The sequence below is a fragment of the Roseateles sp. genome, assembly GCF_036404855.1.
Taxonomy (GTDB): domain Bacteria; phylum Pseudomonadota; class Gammaproteobacteria; order Burkholderiales; family Burkholderiaceae_C; genus Pelomonas.
The window spans coordinates 1-21,308 of record NZ_DASWYS010000038.1; the positions used below are offsets into that span (position 1 = coordinate 1).

A 21,308-nucleotide genomic window follows, 5' to 3' on the forward strand; every position below is an offset into this window, starting at 1 on the left:
TCAGGCACGATTCAACCCACCCAGCTCGGCGAGCCGCTCGCGGCGTACGAAGTGGCAATCGAAGTCGATCAGCAGAGGGAAGTGCTCAGGGTTGTGAGCGGGAATCAGCGAGGGCAGATAGCCCAGCGACTCGATGTGGCCCAGCAAATCGAGGTAGTGAGGCTGGCCCTCGTACAACGGCACGACGCTGAGTTCGGCCTGCATCGCCGCGACGCGCGGCAGGCTGGCCGGCGCGCCGTTCAGGACTTCGCGTTCATAGCCCTGCACGTCGAGTTTGAGGTAGATGTTGCGGCAGTGCGGCGCGGCGGCCAGGACGGCGTCCAGCGTCTCGACGCGGACGTCCAGCGTCTGTTGCACGGTATTGAAGTCAGCGAGCCGCGACGTGGCCTGCGTGGAGGGCGTCAGCAACGAACTCATCGGTGAGCTCTGCGCGATGTTGAAAGGACGGGTCTCGGCCCGCGCGCCGAGCGCCGTGGCGTGGACGGTCCAGTGCGGGTCGCTTTCCGCGCGCCGCGCCAGCTCGCGCGCCAGGGCGGGGATGGGCTCGAAGCTGATCATCGCGCCGCGGTAGCCGACGCGCCGTCGGATGAAGTCCGCGTACTGCCCGCGGTTGGCGCCGACATCGATGACCAGGTCGACCTGCAACAGCTCGAACAAACGGCGCAGGTAGTCGGCCTGCTGATGCTCGCCAAGCCTGTGCCAGTGCAGGCACCGGTAGTCCAGCGAGCGGCGCAGCCGCCGCAGCGCGCGCCGCCAGAGCGACGGGCGATCATCGGGAGTGGGCGTCGTCGTCATGCGTCTGCGCGGATGCCGAACGGGGAGAACAGGGCCAGGATGAGCGCCTCATGCCGGCGGCGTCGGCCATGGCGCAGCAGTTGCAGCGCGCTCAGATGGGCTGGCGGCTGGGGTTGCTGGCGCTGCTGGGCAACGATGCGCGAGACGCGGATCGCATGCCGGATCTGCTGGTGGTAGCCGCCACGCAGCAGCTCGTGCAGGCGCAGCAACACGGCCTTGGGGCCGGCGTTGGCACCCACCTCGTTGTGTGGGTGCTGGCGGTAGAACATGCTGCTGGCGTTCTCGACGTGCCAGCGGTAGCCGCTGGAGCGCGCAACGAGGTAGATGAACCAGTCGTGCTTGGGCAGCGGCCCGACGCCACTACGCTCCAGCTGTTCGATCCAGTCCGCGCACTCCAGGGCCAGGGCGCGCGTCATCAGGAAGGTGCAACCCGGTCCGGGAGGTTCGAGCAGATGGTCCCAGCGCCGCTGGGGGTGGGACTTGCGGATGTACTTGCTGCGCCCGTTGGGCCAGAACGCGATGACGTCGGAGGACACGCCGGCGGCGCCCTGACTACGCGCCAGCGCGATGTGCCGGGCCAGCTTGTTCGGCTCCCACACATCGTCCTGGTCGGCCAGTGCGATGTAGTCCGCGGTGCAGTGCCGGGCCTGCTTGAGCAGGTGATAGAAGTGGGCGGCCGCCGAGCCTAGCCGCTTGTCGCTGGCCGTGACCGTGATGCGCGGGTCGGTGGCGGCGCGGCGGCGCAGCGCCTGCAGCGTGCCGTCGCTCGACGCATCGTCGCCTGCGGTGACGGTGAGATTGACGCCTTGCTGGCTGAGCAAGGTGTCGAGCTGGTCGTCCAGCCAGGTCTCGCCACAGTAGGCGGCCAGCAGCACGTGCACGGTGGGCAGGCCTTCGACCGGGTGTAGCACCGGCGCACTGATGCCCGCGCCCGGCATGGCGACCGGCGGTGTGGGATGGCTGAGCAGGCGCAGGTACTGGTCGATGACGAGGCGCTCGTCGAAGACAGCCTCGGCCAGAGCCCGGCTGCGCAGTCCCATCGAGCGTCTCTGGCTCGGGTCGAGGGTGATGAAGCGACGCATCGCCTGCGCCAGCGACGCCGCCGAGCGCGGCTGGCACAGGTAGCCGTTGTCGCCGTCGACCACGGTGTCGCGGCAACCGGGGGCATCGGTCGTGATCAGCGGCTTGGCCATGGCGGCGGCTTCGAGCAGGCTGCGGGGCACGCCTTCCCGGTAAGAGGGCAGCACCACGCAGTCGGCGGCGTCGATCAGAGGACGCACGTCGTCCAGATGTTCCTGATGCTCGACAAGTCCGGCGGCCTTCCATTCGCGCAACTGCGCGGCACTGACTGCCGTGGGGTTGTCCGAGGTGGACGAGCCCAGCAGCGTGAAGCGCAGAGCCGGAAATTCGTGTTTCAGCAGCCGGGCGGCCTCGGCGAACTCGACGGCTCCTTTGTCCTTGAGCAGGCGGCCGACGAACAGGAAATGCGTTTGCGGCCCGTCGCCGGGCAGGCGTCCCGACGGCGTGAAACGCCGCAGATCCACCCCCGAGCCCGGCACGCGGACGGCACGGCCGCGCGTGATGACGCCCCGGGCGGTGAACACGCCGAGGTCGTCCATGTTCTGGAAGATGACGCGCTGGGCCTGCCGCAGTGCCAGGCGGTAGAGCTGGACGACCAGCAGCGTGATCGCCGACGGCCGGATGAAAGCCCGTCCCAGTCCGGAGATGTTGGGCAGGAAGACGGTGTTCTGGCCCCACAACGCCAGGCCGCTGTAGATGTTGGCCTTGGGCGTGTAGGCCAGCAGCGCATCGATCTGCCGGTGCATCAGCAGCTTGCGCAGGCGCCAGACAGAGCCCAGCTCGGCAAGCGGATTCATGCCGGCGCTGGCGACTTCCCAGTTCAGGTGCTCAAACCCCGCGGCCTGCAGCTTCTTCACGTAGGCATCCAACGGGCTGATGAACAGCACCTGATGACCCGCCTGCTGCAGTTCCTGGGCCAGATTGAGCCGGAAGTTGTGCAGGTACCAGGCCGAGTTGGCAATGATGGCGACCTTCATGGACGCCCCGCCTGCCACTGCAGGAACATCAACACCGGCCAGAGCTTGCGGGACCAGTCGCGCCGCCCGCTCTGGTGCTGCTGCCAATGCTCGCGCAGCACGGCGCCGCGGAACAGGCCGAGCTCTTCGGTCCTGCGCTCGAACAGCAGCCCCTCGGCCCAGTCTTTCAGCTCGCCGCGCAACCAGGGCCCGATGGGGGCGGTGAAGCCCTGCTTGGGGCGATTGATGATGTCGTCTGGCACGTGGCGCGAGAGCAGCGCGCGCAGCGGCCATTTGCCTTGCAGCCCACCGGGGCCGGCACGCAGCTTGCGCTCGATGGGCAGGCCCAGCGCGAACTCGACGATGCGATGGTCGAGCAGTGGTGTGCGCGTCTCCAGGCTCACGGCCATGGCCGCCCGGTCCACCTTGACTAGGATGTCCTGCGGCAGGTAGTCGAGGACGTCATGGCGACTCATCGCGTCGGCCCGGCCGAGGGCGGTGCCGTCGTCGGCCATGCGGCCGTAGCCCGGTGCGAGGGAAGCAACGGGCGCGAGCAGCAGCTCCGCCGGGTCGCGCCACAACGACGCGAACGCCTGCGCGAACTCAGGGAAGCTGTCGGCGCCAAGCAGCGGCAGCGCTTTGTGGAGGCGGTCGCCCAGCTGCGGGCGGCCCAGGCCGCGCCCGAGGCGGTCGAGCAGCGGGCCGCGGCCATGGCCCAGCAGGCCGGGCAGGGCGCGGCGCAGCGGGCCGGGCAGGCGGCGCGTGGTGCTGTAGCTGGCAGGGTATTGCTGATAGCGCGCGTAGCCGGCGAAGAGCTCATCGCCGGCATCACCCGACAACGCCACGGTGACATGGCGGCGTGCGGCCTGCATCAGCAAGGCGGTCGGCAGCGCAGAGGGGTCGGCGAAGGGCTCGCCGTAGATCGCGGCCAGGCGCGGCACCAGGTCGAGTGCATCGCGCCCGCTGACCTGCACGGCGCTGTGCTCGGTACCGAGGTGCCGAGCCACGGCGGCGGCGTGGGGGGCCTCGTTGTAGGCGGCCTCGTCAAAGCCGATGGTGAAGGTCCGCAAGCGGCCGTTGGCGCGTTTCTGGCCGAGGGCGGCAATCAGCGATGAGTCGATGCCGCCGGACAGGAAGGCGCCGACCGGCACATCGGCCATCAGCTGCAGGCCGATGGCGTCTTCGAGCAGGTGCTCCAGCGCGTCGAGCAGTTCGGCGTCGCTGGCGTCGTTGGCCTGAGCCATGGCGGGCGGCGACCAATAGCGATGCGCGCTCAACGTGCCATTGCGTGCGATGCGCAGCCATTCACCCGGCGGCACCTGGCGTGCGCCGGCCTCGATGCTGAGGCCGCCCGCGATGTAACCGTTGCGCAGCAGGCTGGCCAAGGCCTGCACGTCCACCTGGCCGCTCAGGCGGCTGCTGGCGCGTAGTGCCGGCAGCTCGGACGCGAACGCCAGACCCGCGGAGTTCTGGGCGTAGTACAGCGGCTTTTCGCCGGCGCGGTCTCGGACGAGGTAGAGCGCCTCGTCCTGTGCGTCCCACAGCGCGATGGCGAACATGCCGACGCTGCGTTGCAGCGCCCCTTCAAGTCCCCAGCATTCAATGGCGGCAAGCAGGGCTTCGGTGTCGGAGTGGCCGCGCCAGGCCGTCGGCTGGAGGTCGTCCACGGCACTGCGCAGCGACGCATGGTTGTAGATCTCACCGTTGAAGACGAGCGTGTAGCGACCCGTGACGGAGGCCATGGGCTGCGCCCCGGCCGGCGACAGGTCGACGATGGCGAGGCGTCGGTGTGCCAGGCCGATGCCGCGCGCCGGGTCGCACCAGAAGCCGTCCCCGTCAGGGCCGCGGTGGGCAATGGCGCCGGCCATCTGCCTCAGCCGCGCCAGCGTGTCGCCTTCACTGCGCCGGGCCTGGAAGTCCCAGTCGCCTGCAATGCCGCACATGGTTCAGCCTCCGTGCCGCGCTTGGCGCAAGGCGCGCAGCGCAGAGCTGCTGATGGCGCGGGCCGCCGGCGCCAGCAGGCGCGGGGCGTGGGTGCGACGCGCCTCGTCGAAGCCGATGAGGCGGCTGGCGTTTTGCGTCATGAAGCGCAGTGTGGCGGCGAGACGGGCATCGCTCATCGAGTTGACGTGCAGGCACAGCGTGTAGATGCCGAAGCCAACGTGGCGGGGTGTGCTGAACAGCTGGGGGACCAGGGTGATGCCTTCAAGTTCGTAGGGGTACAGGCCGTAGCCGTCGGTGACGGCCTCGAAACCCAGCTCGTGCAGTGCTCGCAGCGTGTTGTGGTCGAAGCTGTGCGACGGGGCCATGAAGCAGGGCTGCCAGACGCCCTCGCGCTTCAGGATGGCCTGGCCGCGTGCCAGCCTCTCCCGCTGCGCGTCCAGCGGCAGACCCGCGAACTCGCTCTTGGTGCCCACCCCCAGCAGGCCGCCGCCAGGCTGGCTGTACTCGTGCGTGGTGCCGTGCTGGGCCAGGGTCCAGCCGCGTGCATGCCATTGGCGCACCAGGTCCCAGAAGTCGGCGCGCGGCGGCGCCACGTCGAGCTTGGGGTCACGGTTGTCGGGCACGACGCCGAGCAGCGGCATGACCTTGGGATGGCGATCGAAGAAGTCCAGAAAAGGCTGGAAGCGTGCCCAGGCCATGCCCGGGCAGACGTCGTCGAAGCGGATGACGAAGCGGCTCAAGTTTGCCCTCCCAGCAGGCCGGGAGCGAGGGCTTCGTAGGTGGCCCGGTAGAGCTGGGCGATGCGGTTCATGTCGAATTGACTGGCGACGACTGCGCGGTTGGCGGCGATCTGTTGCGCCCGGCCCGCGGGTGGCAGGGCCTGGAAGGCGAGGATGCGTTCGCACATTGTCGAGGCATCGCCGGGTGGGATCAGCGAGGCCGGGTCGGCCAGCAGCGCGCGGGCATCGCCGACATCGGTGGACAGGCTGCCGCAGCCGTAGAGCGAGGCCTCGGCGACGACGTTGGGGAAGCCCTCGGAGCGGCTGGACAGCACATGCAGGTCGAGGGCGGCGTAGAAGCGCCGCATGTCGCCCTGCAAGCCCAGTGGCAGGCATACGCCCTCGAGGCCATGGTGGCGGATCAACGCTGCGATGGGCTCTTCGTCGGTGCCCTTGCCGCACAGCAGGAGGTGCAGGTTGGGGAGTTGCTTGCGGGCCAGGGCCACGGCCTGCAGCAGCGTGCCGTGGTCCTTGTAGATGTCGGTGCGCGCCGCCATGCCGACCACGAAGGCGTCGGGCGCGAGCCCCAGCTCAGCGCGCAGCGCGGCGCCGGCTGCTGGGTCGGGCTCGAAGCGATCGATCTCGTAGCCGTTGGGAATCAGGTGCAGACGTTCGGTTGCGTAGCCGAGCGCACGATGCGCTTCCAGTGCCTGCTGGCCGCAGCAGACGATGGTGGCCGGTCCGCGCGAGGACAGCCAGGGGTTGACGCGCCGGGCGAGCAGGCCGGTGAGCCGTTTGCCGCGGGCGCCGTGACTGCTGCGGATGCCCCAGACGACCGGCTTGCCGGCGCCCAGCACCGCGGCCAGCGTGTCGGACAGGTAGAGCCAGCTCTGGATCAGGCGGGTGTCCTTGTCGGCCAGCGTGCGACGCAGCGCCAGCAGATGGCCGGGCAGGCGCAGATTGGCGGCCAGCGGCAGTTTGAGCACCGGCACGCCAAGGGCTTCGAACTGCGCAGACAGCGCATCCAGTGGCCGGATCGAGACGATGCGGGAGGCTTCGCGCAGCCGCGGGTCGGCGCGCAGCAGGCGCAGCAGAAAGGTCTCGGCGCCACCGGCGCCGAGACCGGCGACGACGTGCACGAGCGGGCGGGGCGCGCTCATCTCGGGTCGCCGCGAAAGCGTCGAACCGCCTGCGCCAGCCGCAGCACGCGCAGGGCCAGCCGGCCCTTCCAGCTGACGGGCAGCAGGCAGTTGTACTCGCGGGTGAGCTCGCCGCCGAAGGACTGCTTGAAGTCGTCGATGGCCTTCAGTGCCTCGCCCATCGAGATGCCGCCCATGTCGTAGAGGGCCAGGCCCTCGGCCTTGAAATGCTGCAGCGCGCGCCAGTGCAGCAGCTTGTTGGCGCGACCCACGCGCTGGCGATCGGCGCCGTCGGCCGCCGTGCTGGCGGAGTGGTACAGGCGCGCGCGCCGCCCGTCGACAAGGTAGAGATGGGCAGCCAGCCAGCGGCCTTCTTCGTCTCCGACGATGGCCAGTACCAGGGCCTGACGGGCGGCGAGCGCTGTGAGCTTGGCGCGGTTCGCCGGCGCGATGCCTTTGCTGGCGGCGAAGGCGTCGTAGTGGTCGGCGAAGCGGGTGAGTGCTGGCGCGTCGAGTGCCGCTGTGAATTGTGTGACCAGGCCGTCCTTGTCGGCGGCGCGGCGGATCTCGTAGCGGAAGCCCTTGCTGATGCCCTCCAGCAGCTCGGCTTCATCGCGGCCAAGGTCGATGAGGGAGGTATAGAAGTCGGTCGCACCGTCGCCGGGCGTGGGCGACTGGACGGCGTGGATGAGGTCGATGCCCGATGAGGGCAACCCCTGGCCATCGGCGAAGAACAAGTCGCGCAGGCGCAGGCCGAACCGGCTGCGATCGATATAGAGCGGACTGCAGGGCATCAGGCGGGCGTCGTGGCACGGGGCAGCCGGTACCAGGACTGCACCTTGCCGATGAGCGTGGGCGTCAGCGAGACCATGACCCAGAGAACCACGGCGAACTTGATGATGTTGGCGATGTCCATGATCAGCATCTCGCCGCCGAACGACAGGGCGAGGGCTCTGGCGACGTAGGCGTAGAGCAGCAGCGCGAAGATGTTGCGTGGCGTGGCCAGCCGGTGCAGGCGCGCGAGCAGCAGGCTCAACCCGAAGGGGAAGATGAGGAATAGGTACTGGTTCGTCGTCTCGATGTAGGAGCCCAGATAGGTGTAGGTATTGAAGTCGAGGCCCCGGAACCCCGCGCCGGGGTTGAAGAACTTCAGGTGCATGGACGGAAGCTCCACCAGCGGCGCGCGGCCCACGAGATGCAGCAGCGAGTTGGCGATGTAGTAGAACGGGCGCGCCAGTTGCTGCGGGCTGAGGTCGTAGGTCTCTGGGCTGTTCAGATAGAGGTTCAGACCCGCGATGGGCGCGCAGAGATAGGACGTGATGCCCTGGATTGCCGCGACCCAGAGATCCCATTCGTTGGCGTCCTCGGCGAAGGTGTAGTTGACGTAGCGGATCAGGGTCAGGAAGCCGATGATGCCGGCGGCCATGATGGGCAACGTTCCCGAACCGCGGAGTCGCCCGTTGTTCTTGGCGACCAGCACGACGCAAAAAGAGACGGCGAGACTGGGAACCACCGATTTCGAGCCGGTCAGCAGTCCGTAGCAGATCGCCAGGATCATGGCCACCAGCGTGATGAACGTGCCCTTGACCTTCTGACCTTGGAAGGCGATCAGCGACACCAGAGGCAACGCGTAGGAGAAGGGCTGCAGGTTCTTCAGGGGGCTGAAGTCGGTGACGTCCCCTTCGTTCTGCAAGGTTGCAAGCCGGATGGCGGCAATGAAATTGATCTGGGAGTCGTCCGACACCTCGCCGGCGAAGTGCGCGAAATAGGCGGGCAGGCAGGCCAGCAGGATTACGAGCCACAGGATGACGCCAGCGCGCAAAGCGGCATTGAAAGCGGCATTGCCGGGCGCCGGCGCTGCGGTCTCGGGCGCGACCATGGGCCGGGTCCTGACCTCGGCGTTGGCCATCGCGCCGATGAAGAAGACGACCGGGGCCAGCACCAGCAGGATGAGGGTCGACACATCGACCGGATAGAAGAGATCGCCGGAAAGCCAGTACAGCGGGAAGATGACTGCCCAGATGCCGCACAGCAGTGTGGCGGGGTTGTCGGCGCGCCCGGTAATGCGCATGGACGCATAGGCCAGGCCGGCCAGCATCAGGGCGCAGAACAGCGCGAAGTCGTAAACCATGACGTCAGTACCTGGTACGCGGGGCTAAAGATATCGTCGCTGGGCGACGCGGATGAGTTCGCTGGTTCCCAGATAGGCCGCGCCGCCAATGGCGGCGCACAGCAGCAGAAGCGGCAGGGTGGTCTCGATCAGGCCGCCCTGCGACAGCGCCGGCAGCGCCATCAGCTGCGACCGCGTCACCTGCATGCAGGCCCAGCCGGCGAGGACGGCGACGGCGCTGCGGGCGAGGTCGATCCAGACATTGTCGAACAGGCCGTCCACCCGGCCAAACCAAAGGCTCAAGGCGGCGCCCAGCGCGAAGGCGGCGGCCGAGGCGACGGCTGCTCCCCAGGCGCCAAAGCGCGGGATCAACATCAGGTTGAGGGCCAGATTGAGTCCCGCCATCAGCGCGGTGGTCGTGACGTGCAGCCGAGTGGCGCGGCGCAGGTGCAGGGCGATGTCGAAGCAGAAGGCCCGCATGCCGCTGAAGGCAACGGCCAAGGCGATGGCCGGCATGACGGCGGCCGCTTGGGCAGCCACGTGGGCGCCGAGCATCAGCCGGGAAATTTCCGGCGCGAGGCCGGCGAACAGCAACGCACCGAGCGGCGCCAGCGTCAGCGTCGCCCGCCGCAGGGGGGCCAGTGCGGCTTTGGCGGCCTCGTTGCCGTCGCGCTCCCAGGCCGCGATGACCTTGGGGTAGGCGGCCAGGTAGAGCACGTTCAGGGCCGCGCCCAGGATCTGTTGGACGAGGTCGAAGGCCGCGCCATAGGCCGCGACAGCGGCCGGGCCGTGCCAATGGTTGAGCATGAAGCGGTCACCGGCGTCGAGGATGACGATGGACAGGTACGTCAGCGACAGCGGCAGTCCGAAACGAAGCAGCTCGGGTGCCAAGCCCGACTGCGGCTGGGCCGCATCGGACGGGCGGGGCTTGCGCGCACCCAGCAGCGCGACGGCCACGGCGCTCCCGACCAACGTGCCGGCCAACGCGGCGGTGGCCAGCCCGCCGCTCCACACGGCGGCCAAGGTCAGCCCCAGTGCCAGCCAGGCGCGGGATGCGGTCAGCCAGCCGTAGCGCATCACGTCCTGGCGTGCATTCATGAACTGCATGTGCAGGCCGTGCACGCCAAGTGTCACGCCGAGGGCCGCCACCGTCAGCACGAAGCCGGACGAGCCGGCGACCGGCCAGTCCAGCGCCGCGAGGACCAGCGCACCCAGCAAAACAGCGGCGCCGACCACGGCGGCGCAACGTCGCGCTGTGTTGAACAGCTGGTCGGGTGCGACACCACGCGAGCCGTGGAAGCGGCCCACTGACACGTTCAGCCACTGAAAGCCCAATGCGGCGATGACGTTGGCGCCGGAGATGCCGAGCGCATAACGCCCGTACTGCTCGGCGGGCAGCCAGCGGGTCAGCAGCATCAGGCTCAGCAGTGCGACGACGCCGTTGCCTGCACGAAACAGGAAATAGATGCTCGCGTGTCGCAGCACGAGACGACCCGATCTGCGCTAGCCGCTCATGCGGATAGCGGGGCGAGCGACTGCAGGTGTTTGCGCCGGTACCAGAAGCAGGCAAGCAGGAAACCACCGAACATGGCCCCCAGCGCGATGACGCTGCGCTTGGGCTTGCTCTTGCGTTCGGGTGGGGCGGCCACGTCAATGACCTGGAACAGGTTGGCGTTCTTCGCCTCGTCCACCTTGGCCAGTTCGTACTGGCGGGCAAAGATGTCGAACAGCGCTTCCTGGTACTTGTAGTCGCGGTAGGTGGAGACGTAGTTCTGGTCGGACGGACTGCTGCCTGGCCGCTCCTGGCGGGACAGCTGATCGCGCAATCCATTGACGATGACCAGTTGCCGCTGCACTTCGATGGCGTCGTCGCTCATGCTGCGGCGCATGGCCTGCAGCTTGAGCTCGGACACCACCAACTGCGCTTGCAGCTTGGCGTACATCTCGCCGGTGGCCTTGGGTTCGAACTTCAGGGCGGCCGGATTGAAGCCGCTCTTCTGCAGCGCCTGTTGCGCCGTGTTCAGGGCGGCCTGGGTCTGCTTCAGTTGCTGCTCGAAGAAGACGCGCCGCTGCTGGGCCTCGGTGAGCGTCAGCCCGTCGGACAGCGCGCGCAGCTCCTGCAGATAGGTGTTCGCCATCTCGGCCGCGCGCTTGGGGTCGTGGTCATCGACCTCGATGGCAATGATGCTGTCCTTCTTGCCGACACTGAATCGCGCGTTCTCTGCCAGCTCCTTGCGGGCGTCGGCCTTGAACTTGACGTCATAGACATCGACCAACTTGAACTTGTCGATGATGCGGTCGGAGAGATTGACGCTCTGCAGCAGGCTCACGTACTGATCTGCCGGGCTCTTGACGCCGCCGGTCACGGCGCCGGCCAGCCCCGACAGCGCCCCGAGCGAGGCCAGCGCCGCCGCCATGCTGTTCTGCTGCGGCTGGGGGCTGATGAAGGAGGCGCGGGCCGTGTAGGTCGGCGGGATGAGGAAGCTGCCGGCCGCGCCGAGCACGCCAGCCGCAAAGGCTGTCGCGGCGATGGCACGCCAATGAGGGGTGAGGATGCGGAACAGAGATTCCGTCGAGGCGTCGTTGGTCGTCATGTCACTTCCGGATCGCTTGCAGGGCGGCTGCGCCCAGGCCGAACTGGTACAGGATCTGCGTCCATTCCTTCATCGATTGCGTGAAGGTGGTCTTGTCCAGCTCTTCCGGCACGAACACGGTGTCGCCGGGGACGGCGGGCAGGCCGGCGAAGGTGTTGCCACCGAACCAGCCGGACTCCTGCCGTGCACTCACGACGCTGCCGTTCGCGCGCAGCACGAAGGTGCTGGCCGTGTCGGCGCCGCGGGTGGCCCCACCGGCGAGTTTCATCACGTCATCGATGCTGCTGCCATCCCGGTACAGATAGCTGCCTGCGTTGAACACGCTGCCGAAAACACTCACCGTGTTGGGGAGCGCGGGGATGGCCAGACGGTCGCCGTCCTCGATGCGCAGCACCGGCAGGCTGGGACTCTTCTGGCTCATCTGCAGCACCAGGCGACCGTTCGGGCGGACGGCTCGCATCCGTTCGATCAGGCGCGTGACGCCTGCTGCCCGGGCTTGCTGGGCTGCGGCCTCATCGGCGCTGATGGCCCGTTGCGTGGAGGTGGCGCGGGTGAACTCCGTTTCCAGATCGCGCAGCGCGCGGTCGTAGTTCTCCTGCTGGGCGACGCGCACGCTTTCACGAGTGAACTCGGTGCCGAAGACGTAGGCGTCGGCCGTCAGTCCGCCGGCAGCCTGCAGCGCATCCTGCAACGTGGCGTTGGGGGGGAGGATGTACTCGCCGGGGCGATTGACTTCCCCATCGATGCGGACGTGCTTGAACTGCTTGTTCTGCGGCAGCACCGCGCTGATGCTGCTGAACACCCGCATCACATCGCCGTTCTCCAGCGGCTGCTTGCCGTCTGCCGGCAGGTTGAACTCGATCAGGCGCCGGCCCAGGCGTTCGGTCAACCGTTCGGTCGCTACCCGCGTCCGGTCGGCGACCGTGCTGAGGCCCCCCACCATCGCCAGTGCGTCGCTCACCGTCTCGCCGGACTTGATTTCCAGCACGGCAGGCTTGTTGATGCTGCCCAGCACGGCCACCTGCGGCCCCACCGGACCGACGTACAGGACGTCGTTGGCCTGCAGAGGCCGGTCGGCGGACTGGTCGCCCTGCAACAACAGGCTGTAGAGGTCGAAGCGGGCCACGGTCTGGCCCTGGCGGCGCAGTTCGATGTTGCGGAAGCTGCCGGCGGCCGAAGGGCCGCCCGCGCGCATCAAGCCCGTCAGCACCGTGGACAGGCTGCTGACCGAGTAGGCGCCGGGCTGCGCGGTGTAGCCCGTCACATAGATGCGGATGTAGCGCAGGCGTCCGAGCGACGCGCTGACCTTGAAATTGCGGAAGACCTTGCTGACCGGTGCGCTGATGGTGTCCGACAGGTCGGCGTAGCGCACCCCTGCGACGAGCACAGGCCCGACGCGCGGAATTGTGATGCGGCCGTTGCGGTCCACGGTCACGCGGATCTCGCCGGAGACTGCGCCCCACAAGGTCACCAGCAATTCGTCGCCGATGCCGATGCGGTAGTCGGGCGGGATCTCGCGAGCCGTGTCCGTGCCGCGGATCGAACCGGTTTCGTCGAGCATCAAGTCAGCACCGAGCCGCCGGATGGGAAGGTCGACCGCAGGCTGCTTAGCGTCACCGTTGCCGGGCTGTCCCGCCGCCTGCAGAAAACGATCCACCTGCGCAGGGCTGACCAGCCGGTTGACATAGAGCTCGAACTCGCCCGGCTTGTAGGGCTTGGGGGCGCGGGCCTTGATGAGGCGATCCAGGTCCTCGTCGGTCAGCCGCGGACTGGTGGACATGTACGGCGTACCCTTCAGCTGCACCAAGCCATCGCTGCCGTCGATGTCCGATGTCGAGCTGGAGCTGTCGCGGGTGTCGCTGCTGTCTGTCTTGCTGCGGTCGTTGCTGTCAGCTGCCGAGGCCCATCCGGCTGCGCCCATCAGCCCGAAGCAGAGGGCTGTCCAAGCAAAGATCTGGCGGGCGCTGGAGGTGTGGCGAACGCGAAAATGCATAGTGAGACCTGGGTGGCGGAACTGGGTTGCAAGGGTCGCCATGGGTCCTGGGAAGGCTCCCGAGAAAGCGCCTCGGCTGCACCGGATCGTGGATGCGCGAAGCTGCATTTCTGCGGCGCGATTGCCAAACCCATCATTGTACGGGCCGGTAAACTGTCGCCAGATGCTGTATTTCGTCCTTCCTTTCGCCGTGTCCGCGGCCGTGACCCTGGCTGTCGTGCATGCGGCGGGACGTGACAGCCACCGGTGGACCGACCACGATCTGTCGGGGCCTCAGAAGTTCCATGTGCGCCCCGTTCCGCGGGTCGGCGGCGTGGGCATGTTCCTGGGGCTGGTTGCCTGCGTGGCCGTGGCTGCGTGGGCGCACCACGCCACCTGGCGGCTCGGCGCTCTGATGTTGGCCTGCGGGCTGCCCGCCTTTCTAGCGGGCCTGGTCGAAGACATGACCAAGCGGGTGTCTCCCGCCAAACGCTTGCTGGCGACGGCGGTTTCTGCTGCGCTGGGCATCTGGCTGATTGGCGCGACCATCACGCGCACGGATCTGCCCGGCCTGGATTGGCTGGTGTCGACGGCGCTGGGGGCGTGGGTGGCCACCGTGTTCACGGTGGCGGGTGTGGCCAACGCCGTCAACATCATCGATGGCTTCAATGGCCTGTCGTCCATGTGCGTGAGCCTGATGCTGCTCGCCTTCGCCTATGTGGCCTACCAGGTGGGCGATGTGACGCTGGCGCTGTGGGCGCTGGCCGGCGTCGGCGCGGCTCTCGGGTTCTTCGTCTGGAACTTCCCTGCGGGGCTGATCTTTCTCGGCGATGGGGGGGCCTATTTCCTGGGCTTCTATCTTGCCGAGATCGGCATCTTGCTGATCAGCCGCAACGCCGAGGTGTCGCCGCTGTTCCCGCTGATGGTCTGCATCTACCCGGTCTTCGAGACGGTGTTCTCCATCTATCGGCGAAAGATCGTCCGTTCCGTGCCGCCGGGGCTGCCCGACGGCATCCATCTCCACTCTCTGATCTACCGACGGCTGATGCGTTGGGCCATCGGCGCTCGCGATGCGCGGGTCCTGACCCGCCGCAACTCGATGACCGCGCCCTATCTGTGGATGCTGTGTCTGACGTCGCTGGCGCCGGCCCTGCTGTTCTGGGATTCGACGCCGATGATCGTGGCGTGCATGGTGGCCTTCGGCCTGATCTACGTGATGCTGTACAGGCGAATCGTGCGTTTCAAGACGCCCAAATGGATGGTGGTTCGGCGCTGAACGCGTGCAATTTGCGGCCCGGCGATAATCGAGGGCTATGAGCGACACAGTCTCTTCGCCCCAGGGCGCTACCGCAGTCGACGCGCCCCCCGCGATTCCTGCCCGTTTCGACACCTTGCCACTGGACGCCAAGCTGCTCCGCGCGGTCGCCGATTCCGGCTATCTGACCATGACGCCCATCCAGGCCAAGGCGATTCCGATCGTCCTGGAGGGGCGCGATGTCATGGGCGCTGCGCAGACCGGCACGGGCAAGACGGCGGCCTTTTCCATTCCGCTGCTTCAGCGCATGCTCAAGCACGAGACCGCCAGCGTCTCGCCAGCCCGCCATCCGGTGCGCGCCCTGGTGCTTGCGCCCACGCGTGAACTGGCCGACCAGGTGGCCGACAACGTCAAGAAGTACGCCAAGCACACCCAACTGCGCTCAGCCGTCGTCTTCGGCGGCGTCGACATGAAGCCGCAGACCGCCCAGCTCAAGGCCGGCGTCGAGGTGCTGATCGCCACGCCGGGCCGCCTGCTGGACCACATCGAGGCCAAGAACTGCGTGCTCAACCAGGTCGAATACGTCGTGCTCGACGAAGCCGACCGCATGCTGGACATCGGCTTCCTGCCCGACCTGCAGCGCATCCTCAGCTTCCTGCCCAAGGCACGCCAGACGCTGCTGTTCTCGGCCACGTTCTCGCCCGAGATCAAGCGCCTGGCCCAGAGCTACCTGCAGGAGCCCATCCTGGTCGAGACGGCGCGGCCCAACCAGACCGCGTCCACCGTCGAGCAGCGCTTCTACAGCGCGACCGACGACGACAAGCGCGCCATCATTCGCCAGATCCTGAAGGATCGCGCCATCCGCCAGGCCATCGTCTTTGGCAACTCCAAGCTCGGCGTGGCCCGCCTGGCGCGCGCCTTTGAGCGCGACGGCCTGCGAACGGCCGCCCTGCATGGCGACAAGTCGCAGGACGAGCGCCTGAAGTCGCTGGATGCTTTCAAGCGCGGCGAGGTGGACGTCCTGGTGGCCACGGACGTCGCGGCCCGGGGGTTGGACATCGCCGACCTGCCGGCCGTCTTCAACTACGACGTGCCCTTCAACGCCGAGGACTATGTCCACCGCATCGGCCGCACCGGCCGCGCTGGCGCGTCCGGCCTGGCGGTCACGCTGGTGACCAAGGCGGATGCCCGCCTCGTCGCCGACATCGAGAAACTGATCAAGCGCAAGATCGACCTCGACGCCTTCGAGCTCGAAGGTGGCGATCGCCCGCGCTTCGAGCGCCGCCGCCGCGACGAGGGTGGGGAGCGCGACGAGACGGCGCAACAACGCCCCGCGCGCCCGGCCTACCGTCCGCCGGCGCCGCCTGCCGATCCCTTCTTCGACAAGCCCTACGAAGCCGGTTCGCGCGATACCGCCCCCGCCTGGGAAAAGGCCAAGACGGTCGCGCCATCCGGTGTGGGCAAGGGCCTGTCCAGCTATATCAAGCCCAAGCGCCAGGTCGCGGCACTGTTCGGCGCCAAGAAGGCCGTACCCGTCGACTCCTAAGCCAGCAGCGCGAACACCGCCGGAATGCGGTCAGGCAGGGCGCTGGTGGCGCTGCTGCCCCGTTTCCAGTCCGACACCGTCGCGGTGCGTGTCCAGCCGCCTGGCAGTGTCAGGCCGACACTGATGGACAGCCGCGTGGTCGGCTTCAGCGTCGCCAGCAGCGCCTCGCGCAGCGCTTCGTTGCGGTAGGGCGTTTCGATCAGCAGTTGAGTCTGTCCGGCCCGGGCCGACAGTGTCTCCAGTTCGCGGATGCGGGCTGCGCGCCCGCCCGCGTCCACCGGCAGGTAGCCGACGAAGGCGAAGCTCTGGCCGTTCAGTCCGCTGGCGGCCAGCGCCAGCAGCAGGGAGCTGGGGCCGGACAGCGGCAGCACGTCGATGCCGGCCTCATGGGCCAGGGCGACCAGGCGTGCGCCCGGGTCGGCCACCGCGGGCAGGCCAGCTTCGGAGATCAGCCCCAGATCATGTCCGGCGAAAGCCGGCTCCAGCAGCGCGCGCCAGGCGGCGTCGTCAGCCGTCGGCTTGCCGGCCGAATGCCCCCCCTTGGGCGGACGCGGGAGCTCGGTGATCTGCACCGCCTGCAACGGTTGGGCCAAGGGCGTCACGGCATCCACGCGCTTGAGCAGCGCCCGGGTCGTTTTCGCATTCTCGGCCGCCCAATGGCGGAGCGAGGCGGCCTGCTCGATGACGCGCTGGGGCAGCACCTCGCGCAGGTCCAGGGAGTCGTCCACGCCGAAGTCCAGCGTGTTGGGCATCAGGATCAGCCGGCCTTTCGCCGAGCTCATGCCAGGGGCTCCAGGCCGGCGCGGCGCAGCAGCGCGCAGGTGCGGATCAGCGGCAGGCCGACCAGGGCCGTCGGATCGTCGGACTGCACCGCTTCCAGCAGCGCAACGCCCAGGCTCTCGACCTTGGCGCTGCCGGCGCAGTCATAGGGCTGGTCAGCGCGCAGGTAGGCTTCGATGGCGGCATCACCCAGCTCGCGAAAACGCACGCGCACCTCGGCGCGCTCGATGGCGGCGAGGCCGGGGGCGACGACGGCCACGGCAGTCTGGAAGACCACTTCCCGGCCGCTCATGCGCCGCAGTTGCGCCGTCGCGGCCTCGTGCGTGCCCGGCTTGCCGATGGTTTCGCCGCCGAGATCGGCGACTTGGTCGGAGCCGATGACGACGGCGCCCGGCCGCAGCGCGGCGACGGCCCGGGCCTTGGCGAGCGCCAGTCGTTCGGCCAGCGCTGCTGGCGCCTCGCCAGGCAGGGCGGTCTCGTCAACCTCGGGGGCCACCGCCTCGAACGGCAGGCGCAGCCGGGTGAGCAATTCCCGTCGATAGCGGGAGGTCGAGGCGAGGATCAGAGGGGGCATCAGGGCATTCTCCCCCGCCTAAACTCCTGACCATGAAATCGCGCGCCTTTGTTCCCGAGAAGCTTGACGTCGCCGCCCTGGCCCATGACGCAGCCAGCCTGGCCGGCGAATGGCCGGCGGCCTCACTGGAGCGTCTGGCCGATGCAGCAGCCCCCGAGGCCCCTGCCAGCGGCTGGCCGGCGCTGGGCTGGAGCCTGCAGGGAGAAATCCGCCAGCCCAAGGGCGGCAAGCCTCAGACCTGGCTGCACCTGACCGCCGCGGGCCAGGTGGCGCTGACCTGCCAGCGCTGCCTGAAGCCGGTGTTCGAGGACATCGACATTGACCGCTGGATCCGCTTCGTCGACACCGAGGCCGAAGCCGCGGCGCTGGACGTCGACAGCGATGACGACGTGCTGGCGCTGCCGCGACATCTGGATGCCCGCGAGCTGATTGAGGACGAAATGCTGCTGGCGCTGCCGCTGGTGCCGCGTCATGAGGTCTGCCCCGAGCCCTTGCCTCAGGTGGACGACGAGGCGGAGCTCGAAGTCGAGGAGCGCCCGAATCCCTTTGCCAAGTTGGCCGCGCTGAAGCGGAGCGACAGCTGACGCCATGGCCAAGTTCGCCATTCCCCGCGGTCAATGCGGCGCGGCTTGGCGAATTGATGATCCGGTGCTACACTCATGGGCTTTTCTGCGGTCTGGAGTTCGAGCCTTGATCTCACTCCCCGGGGTAGTGCCCCAAAGTCCGCCCCCAAACCCCGCAGATTCTGGAGAATTTCATGGCTGTTCAGCAAAACAAGAAGTCGCCTTCCAAGCGCGGCATGCACCGTTCGCACAATGCCCTGGTGACCCCGGGCACGGCCATCGAGCCGACGACGGGCGAAGTGCATCTGCGTCACCACATCAGCCCCACCGGCTTCTATCGTGGCCGCAAGGTGCTGAAGAGCAAGGCCGACGCGGCCTGATGGTGCCGGGTGCCGCCTGGCGCGGCGCCAAACCATCGATGAATCTGCCGACCCGGCCTGCGTATCACGCAGTGCCGGGTTTGGTCTTTGTGGCTCACCGAAACCACTGGAATGACCGCCCCTTTGCGTGATTTGCGTGAATCGCCCGAACCGATCCGCCTGGCCGTCGACTGCATGGGCGGCGACCACGGCCCCTCGGTCACGCTGCCGGCCTGCCGCGCTTTTCTCGACAAGCACCCCGGCGCCGAACTCATCCTCGTCGGCAAGCCCGAGGCGCTGAAGGCCGCCGCGGCCTGGCCTCGCTGCCGGGTCGTCGCGGCCAGCGAGGTCGTCACAATGGAAGACCCGGTCGAGGTCGCGCTGCGCCGCAAGCGCGACTCGTCCATGCGCGTCGCCCTCCAGCAGCTCAAGGCCGACCGCGACGGCAACCCGGCCCAGGCGCATGCCTGTGTGTCGGCTGGCAACACCGGCGCGTTGATGGCCGTCGCCCGCTATCTGCTGAAAACGCTGGACGGCATCGACCGGCCCGCGATTGCCACCGTCATGCCCAACCAGTGCGGCCGCTTCACGACCGTCCTGGACCTGGGCGCCAACGTCGACTGCACGGCGGAGCACTTGCTGCAGTTCGCCGTCATGGGCAGCGCGCTGGTCTCTGCCGTTGACGGCATCGAAGAGCCCAGCGTCGGTTTGCTGAACATCGGCGAAGAGGCCATCAAGGGCAGCGAGACCATCAAGCTGGCCGGCGAGCTGCTGCGCGCAGCGGGCGCGGCCGGTCAGCTCAACTTCTTCGGCAACGTCGAGGGTAACGACATCTACAAGGGCACGACGGACATCGTCGTCTGCGATGGCTTCGTCGGCAACGTCATGCTCAAGACCTCCGAAGGCCTGGCCACCATGATCGGCGCCTTCATCAAGGAGGAATTCAGCCGCAACCTCTTGACCAAGGCTGCTGCCGTGGTGGCAATGCCGGTGCTGAAGGCCTTCAAGCACCGTGTCGACCACCGCCGATTCAACGGTGCAGCGCTGCTGGGTCTGCGCGGCCTGGTGTTCAAGAGCCATGGCTCAGCCGACGCCTTTGCATTCGAGCAGGCGCTGGCCCGCGCTTATGATGCCGCCCGCAACCGGCTGCTTGACCGGGTCCACGACCGCATCGTCGCCACGCTGCAAGCGAAGGCGGGCGATGCTGGAGACAACGCGGCGAGTTCCGTCGCGCAGGCTGCATGAGCCCCACTGGAATCAACACCCCCCGCTATTCCCGCATCCTTGGCACCGGCAGCTTTCTGCCCGCCGACCGGGTGACCAATCAGGATCTGGCTGCGCGCCTTGCAGCCGATGGCATTGAGACGTCCGACGACTGGATCGTCGAGCGCACCGGCATTCGCGCGCGCCATTTCGCGGCCCCCGACCAGACTTCGAGCGACCTGGCCTTCCCGGCCGCGCAGGCGGCGCTTGATGCGGCCGGCATCGTTGCCGAGGAACTCGACCTCATCATCGTCGCGACGTCCACGCCCGACATGGTGTTCCCGTCCACTGCCTGCCTGCTGCAGCGCAAGCTGGGCGTGCACGGCTGCGCGGCCTTCGACGTGCAGGCCGTCTGCTCGGGCTTCGTCTACGCGCTGAGCGTGGCCGACTCCATGATCAAGAGCGGCGCGGCCAACAAGGCCCTGGTCGTCGGCGCCGAGACGTTCTCGCGCATCCTCGACTTCAAGGACCGCACCACCTGCGTGCTGTTCGGCGACGGCGCCGGCGCGGTCGTGCTGGGTGCCAGCAGCGAGCCGGGCATCTTGGCGACCCAACTGCACGCCGACTCGCGTCATGTCGAGGTGCTCTGCACCCCTGGCACCGTCTCCGGCGGCAACGTGCTCGGCAGCCCCTTGCTGAAGATGGACGGCCAGGCCGTCTTCAAGCTCGCCGTCGGCGTGCTGGAGAAAGTCGCGCGCTCGGTCCTGGACAAGGCCGGCATGACGGATGCCGACCTCGACTGGCTCATCCCGCACCAGGCCAACATCCGCATCATGCAGGGCACGGCCAAGAAGCTGAAGATGGACCTGAACAAGCTCATCGTCACCGTCGACGAGCATGGCAACACCTCGGCGGCCTCCGTGCCGCTGGCGCTGGACGTTGCGGTGCGCAGCGGCCGCATCCAGCGCGGTGACACCCTCATGCTGGAAGGCGTGGGCGGCGGCTTCACCTGGGGCGCCGCCCTGTTGAAGTACTAGCGATCCCGGCCTGCCGCGACGGCGGGCCTGGACCGCCATCGAACTGGAACTGAATCTATGACTGCACCTTTTGCCGTTGTCTTTCCCGGCCAAGGCTCGCAGGCCGTCGGCATGCTCGACGCCTGGGGCGACCATCTCGAAGTACGTCGGACGCTGGAAGAGGCCTCGGCGGCGCTCGGCGAGGACATCGCCGCGCTGATCCACGCCGGCCCGAAGGAACAGCTGGACCTGACCACCAACACCCAGCCTGTCATGCTGACGGCTGGCATCGCCTGCTGGCGCGCCTTTGTCGCCGAGACGGGCGCCGTGCCCGTTGCGGCGGCCGGCCACTCGCTGGGCGAGTACACCGCCCTGGTCGCATCCGGCGCGCTGAGCCTGGCCGACGCGCTGCCGCTCGTGCGTTTCCGGGCGCAGGCCATGCAGGAGGCCGTGCCGGTGGGTGCCGGTGCGATGTATGCCATCCTGGGCCTGGACGGTGCGACCGTGCGCGAGACCTGCCTGCAGGTGGCAGCCAGCAGCGGCGAGGTGGTCGAAGCGGTCAACTTCAATGACCCCAAGCAGACCGTGATCGCTGGCAGCAAGGCCGGCGTCGAGAAGGCCGCCGAGATGCTGAAGGCCGCGGGCGCCAAGCGCGCGCTGCAGCTGCCGGTGTCAGCTCCTTTCCATTCCAGCCTGATGAAGC

The 21,308-nt window shown here is 68.1% G+C and carries 19 protein-coding genes; 7 read left to right on the forward strand and 12 right to left on the reverse strand.

Annotation, left to right across the window (positions count from 1 at the left end):
- Genes VGF12_RS02215 through VGF12_RS02260 form a run of 10 tightly spaced genes read right to left on the reverse strand, consistent with a single transcriptional unit; the run spans position 1 to position 13,117 of the window.
- Positions 1 to 795 (reverse strand): FkbM family methyltransferase, encoded by a 795-nt coding sequence (locus VGF12_RS02215; protein WP_331174415.1) that lies wholly within the window; start codon positions 793 to 795, stop codon positions 1 to 3.
- A complete protein-coding gene (locus VGF12_RS02220) occupies positions 792 to 2,852 on the reverse strand; it encodes a glycosyltransferase (RefSeq protein WP_331174416.1) in 2,061 nt (686 codons plus the stop codon). The genes VGF12_RS02215 and VGF12_RS02220 overlap by 4 nt, the downstream gene beginning before the upstream one ends.
- Positions 2,849 to 4,774: an asparagine synthase (glutamine-hydrolyzing) gene (gene asnB, locus VGF12_RS02225; protein ID WP_331174417.1), complete on the reverse strand. Its 1,926-nt coding sequence runs from the start codon at positions 4,772 to 4,774 to the stop codon at positions 2,849 to 2,851. Before asnB ends, VGF12_RS02220 begins: the two co-directional genes overlap by 4 nt.
- A gap of 3 nt (positions 4,775 to 4,777) precedes the next feature.
- On the reverse strand, positions 4,778 to 5,515 hold the full coding sequence (locus VGF12_RS02230) for a DUF2334 domain-containing protein (RefSeq protein WP_331174418.1): 738 nt from the start codon (positions 5,513 to 5,515) through the stop codon (positions 4,778 to 4,780).
- Entirely contained in the window at positions 5,512 to 6,654 is a 1,143-nt protein-coding gene (locus VGF12_RS02235) for a glycosyltransferase (RefSeq protein ID WP_331174419.1), read from the reverse strand. Before VGF12_RS02235 ends, VGF12_RS02230 begins: the two co-directional genes overlap by 4 nt.
- Positions 6,651 to 7,427, reverse strand: a complete 777-nt coding sequence (locus VGF12_RS02240; protein WP_331174420.1) for a GNAT family N-acetyltransferase — start codon at positions 7,425 to 7,427, stop codon at positions 6,651 to 6,653. The genes VGF12_RS02235 and VGF12_RS02240 overlap by 4 nt, the downstream gene beginning before the upstream one ends.
- Positions 7,427 to 8,764: an O-antigen polymerase gene (locus VGF12_RS02245; RefSeq protein ID WP_331174421.1), complete on the reverse strand. Its 1,338-nt coding sequence runs from the start codon at positions 8,762 to 8,764 to the stop codon at positions 7,427 to 7,429. The genes VGF12_RS02240 and VGF12_RS02245 overlap by 1 nt, the downstream gene beginning before the upstream one ends.
- 24 nt (positions 8,765 to 8,788) lie before the next feature.
- Positions 8,789 to 10,228 (reverse strand): lipopolysaccharide biosynthesis protein, encoded by a 1,440-nt coding sequence (locus VGF12_RS02250; protein ID WP_331174422.1) that lies wholly within the window; start codon positions 10,226 to 10,228, stop codon positions 8,789 to 8,791.
- Positions 10,229 to 10,254: 26 nt separating this feature from the next.
- Entirely contained in the window at positions 10,255 to 11,337 is a 1,083-nt protein-coding gene (locus VGF12_RS02255; protein WP_331174423.1) for a Wzz/FepE/Etk N-terminal domain-containing protein, read from the reverse strand.
- A gap of 1 nt (position 11,338) precedes the next feature.
- Positions 11,339 to 13,117, reverse strand: a complete 1,779-nt coding sequence (locus VGF12_RS02260; protein WP_331174424.1) for an SLBB domain-containing protein — start codon at positions 13,115 to 13,117, stop codon at positions 11,339 to 11,341.
- 376 nt (positions 13,118 to 13,493) lie between these two features.
- On the opposite strand from VGF12_RS02260, the gene VGF12_RS02265 reads away from it, so the two are divergent.
- Together VGF12_RS02265 and VGF12_RS02270 are read left to right on the forward strand one after the other, a co-directional pair.
- Positions 13,494 to 14,585, forward strand: coding sequence for a glycosyltransferase (locus VGF12_RS02265; RefSeq protein ID WP_331174432.1), 1,092 nt, complete (start codon positions 13,494 to 13,496; stop codon positions 14,583 to 14,585).
- A gap of 37 nt (positions 14,586 to 14,622) precedes the next feature.
- Complete coding sequence (locus tag VGF12_RS02270) at positions 14,623 to 16,110, forward strand: DEAD/DEAH box helicase (RefSeq protein ID WP_331174425.1); 1,488 nt, start codon at positions 14,623 to 14,625, stop codon at positions 16,108 to 16,110.
- On the opposite strand, the gene VGF12_RS02275 is transcribed toward VGF12_RS02270, so the two are convergent.
- Entirely contained in the window at positions 16,107 to 16,892 is a 786-nt protein-coding gene (locus VGF12_RS02275; RefSeq protein WP_331174426.1) for an SAM-dependent methyltransferase, read from the reverse strand. The genes VGF12_RS02270 and VGF12_RS02275 overlap by 4 nt on opposite strands.
- On the reverse strand, positions 16,889 to 17,464 hold the full coding sequence (locus tag VGF12_RS02280; RefSeq protein ID WP_331174427.1) for a Maf family nucleotide pyrophosphatase: 576 nt from the start codon (positions 17,462 to 17,464) through the stop codon (positions 16,889 to 16,891). Before VGF12_RS02280 ends, VGF12_RS02275 begins: the two co-directional genes overlap by 4 nt.
- A gap of 32 nt (positions 17,465 to 17,496) precedes the next feature.
- On the opposite strand from VGF12_RS02280, the gene VGF12_RS02285 reads away from it, so the two are divergent.
- The 5 genes from VGF12_RS02285 to VGF12_RS02305 form a co-directional block, all read left to right on the forward strand.
- Positions 17,497 to 18,048, forward strand: a complete 552-nt coding sequence (locus tag VGF12_RS02285) for a DUF177 domain-containing protein (RefSeq protein ID WP_331174428.1) — start codon at positions 17,497 to 17,499, stop codon at positions 18,046 to 18,048.
- A gap of 173 nt (positions 18,049 to 18,221) precedes the next feature.
- Positions 18,222 to 18,407, forward strand: coding sequence for a 50S ribosomal protein L32 (gene rpmF / locus VGF12_RS02290; RefSeq protein WP_056876082.1), 186 nt, complete (start codon positions 18,222 to 18,224; stop codon positions 18,405 to 18,407).
- A gap of 111 nt (positions 18,408 to 18,518) precedes the next feature.
- Entirely contained in the window at positions 18,519 to 19,631 is a 1,113-nt protein-coding gene (gene plsX / locus VGF12_RS02295; protein WP_331174429.1) for a phosphate acyltransferase PlsX, read from the forward strand.
- Entirely contained in the window at positions 19,628 to 20,626 is a 999-nt protein-coding gene (locus tag VGF12_RS02300) for a beta-ketoacyl-ACP synthase III (RefSeq protein ID WP_331174430.1), read from the forward strand. The genes plsX and VGF12_RS02300 overlap by 4 nt, the downstream gene beginning before the upstream one ends.
- A 57-nt stretch (positions 20,627 to 20,683) precedes the next feature.
- Positions 20,684 to 21,308 (forward strand): ACP S-malonyltransferase (locus tag VGF12_RS02305; RefSeq protein ID WP_331174431.1); only part of this gene is annotated, 625 nt, incomplete at its 3' end.

Bases quoted from the DNA above. Each gene is read 5' to 3' on its own strand.
- VGF12_RS02285 (WP_331174428.1), top strand. From the start codon at position 17,497: ATGAAATCGCGCGCCTTTGTTCCCGAGAAGCTTGACGTCGCCGCCCTG.
- VGF12_RS02255 (WP_331174423.1), bottom strand. From the start codon at position 11,337: ATGACGACCAACGACGCCTCGACGGAATCTCTGTTCCGCATCCTCACC.
- VGF12_RS02270 (WP_331174425.1), top strand. From the start codon at position 14,623: ATGAGCGACACAGTCTCTTCGCCCCAGGGCGCTACCGCAGTCGACGCG.
- VGF12_RS02220 (WP_331174416.1), bottom strand. From the start codon at position 2,852: ATGAAGGTCGCCATCATTGCCAACTCGGCCTGGTACCTGCACAACTTC.
- VGF12_RS02300 (WP_331174430.1), top strand. From the start codon at position 19,628: ATGAGCCCCACTGGAATCAACACCCCCCGCTATTCCCGCATCCTTGGC.
- VGF12_RS02265 (WP_331174432.1), top strand. From the start codon at position 13,494: ATGCTGTATTTCGTCCTTCCTTTCGCCGTGTCCGCGGCCGTGACCCTG.
- VGF12_RS02235 (WP_331174419.1), bottom strand. From the start codon at position 6,654: ATGAGCGCGCCCCGCCCGCTCGTGCACGTCGTCGCCGGTCTCGGCGCC.
- rpmF (WP_056876082.1), top strand. From the start codon at position 18,222: ATGGCTGTTCAGCAAAACAAGAAGTCGCCTTCCAAGCGCGGCATGCAC.
- asnB (WP_331174417.1), bottom strand. From the start codon at position 4,774: ATGTGCGGCATTGCAGGCGACTGGGACTTCCAGGCCCGGCGCAGTGAA.
- plsX (WP_331174429.1), top strand. From the start codon at position 18,519: ATGACCGCCCCTTTGCGTGATTTGCGTGAATCGCCCGAACCGATCCGC.
- VGF12_RS02245 (WP_331174421.1), bottom strand. From the start codon at position 8,764: ATGGTTTACGACTTCGCGCTGTTCTGCGCCCTGATGCTGGCCGGCCTG.
- VGF12_RS02215 (WP_331174415.1), bottom strand. From the start codon at position 795: ATGACGACGACGCCCACTCCCGATGATCGCCCGTCGCTCTGGCGGCGC.
- VGF12_RS02275 (WP_331174426.1), bottom strand. From the start codon at position 16,892: ATGAGCTCGGCGAAAGGCCGGCTGATCCTGATGCCCAACACGCTGGAC.
- VGF12_RS02260 (WP_331174424.1), bottom strand. From the start codon at position 13,117: ATGTCCACCAGTCCGCGGCTGACCGACGAGGACCTGGATCGCCTCATC.
- VGF12_RS02280 (WP_331174427.1), bottom strand. From the start codon at position 17,464: ATGCCCCCTCTGATCCTCGCCTCGACCTCCCGCTATCGACGGGAATTG.
- VGF12_RS02240 (WP_331174420.1), bottom strand. From the start codon at position 7,427: ATGCCCTGCAGTCCGCTCTATATCGATCGCAGCCGGTTCGGCCTGCGC.